At 52.7% G+C, this 471-nt stretch carries 1 protein-coding gene; it reads right to left on the bottom strand.

Going from position 1 to position 471, the window contains the following annotated elements; all coding sequences use genetic code 11:
- Nucleotides 1-471: hypothetical protein (locus RMT89_RS41075; RefSeq protein ID WP_315888856.1), on the bottom strand; the 471-nt coding region annotated here is incomplete at both ends.

Here is a 471-nt window from a genome sequence, read left to right as displayed (position 1 = left end):
CTATCCTCTCGGTGAGAGAGCGCAACCTGCGGCGCGCCTAAAAACGTCTCCAGACTGATGGCGCTGCCCGAGCCGTAGTAGGTGGCGTCGCCTACACAGCCAATCACGTCATCACACAAATATTCGTGATATGGGGTGAGGGGTAAGGTTTCAAATTGCACAATGGCCAAGTCGATATCATTGGCCTGAATGACCTCCTGTGCATCGTCGGCACTGGCAATGCGTGTAGAGAGCATGTTGAAGCAGACGTCAGGCGCATGTATCAACGAGTGTTGAATGAGCTTGGGCTGCAGCTGCTGGCTCATATAATCCACGAGGCTGACGCGGAATTCGCGCTTTGAAGAGGCGGGTATAAATTCTCGGTTGCCGTAGATAGCCTGATCAAAGTAAAACATCCCCTTTGCTACGGTAGCTTCCATTTGTTGGGCACGAGGGGTGGGCTGCATACCATCCAGCGTTTTGATAAACAGC

The sequence above is a fragment of the Streptomyces sp. P17 genome (genome assembly GCF_032436805.1).
In the GTDB taxonomy this organism is placed as follows: domain Bacteria; phylum Actinomycetota; class Actinomycetes; order Streptomycetales; family Streptomycetaceae; genus Streptomyces.
The sequence above is the reverse complement of the archived record's forward strand: the minus strand, read 5'-3'. Positions and strand labels throughout refer to the sequence as shown.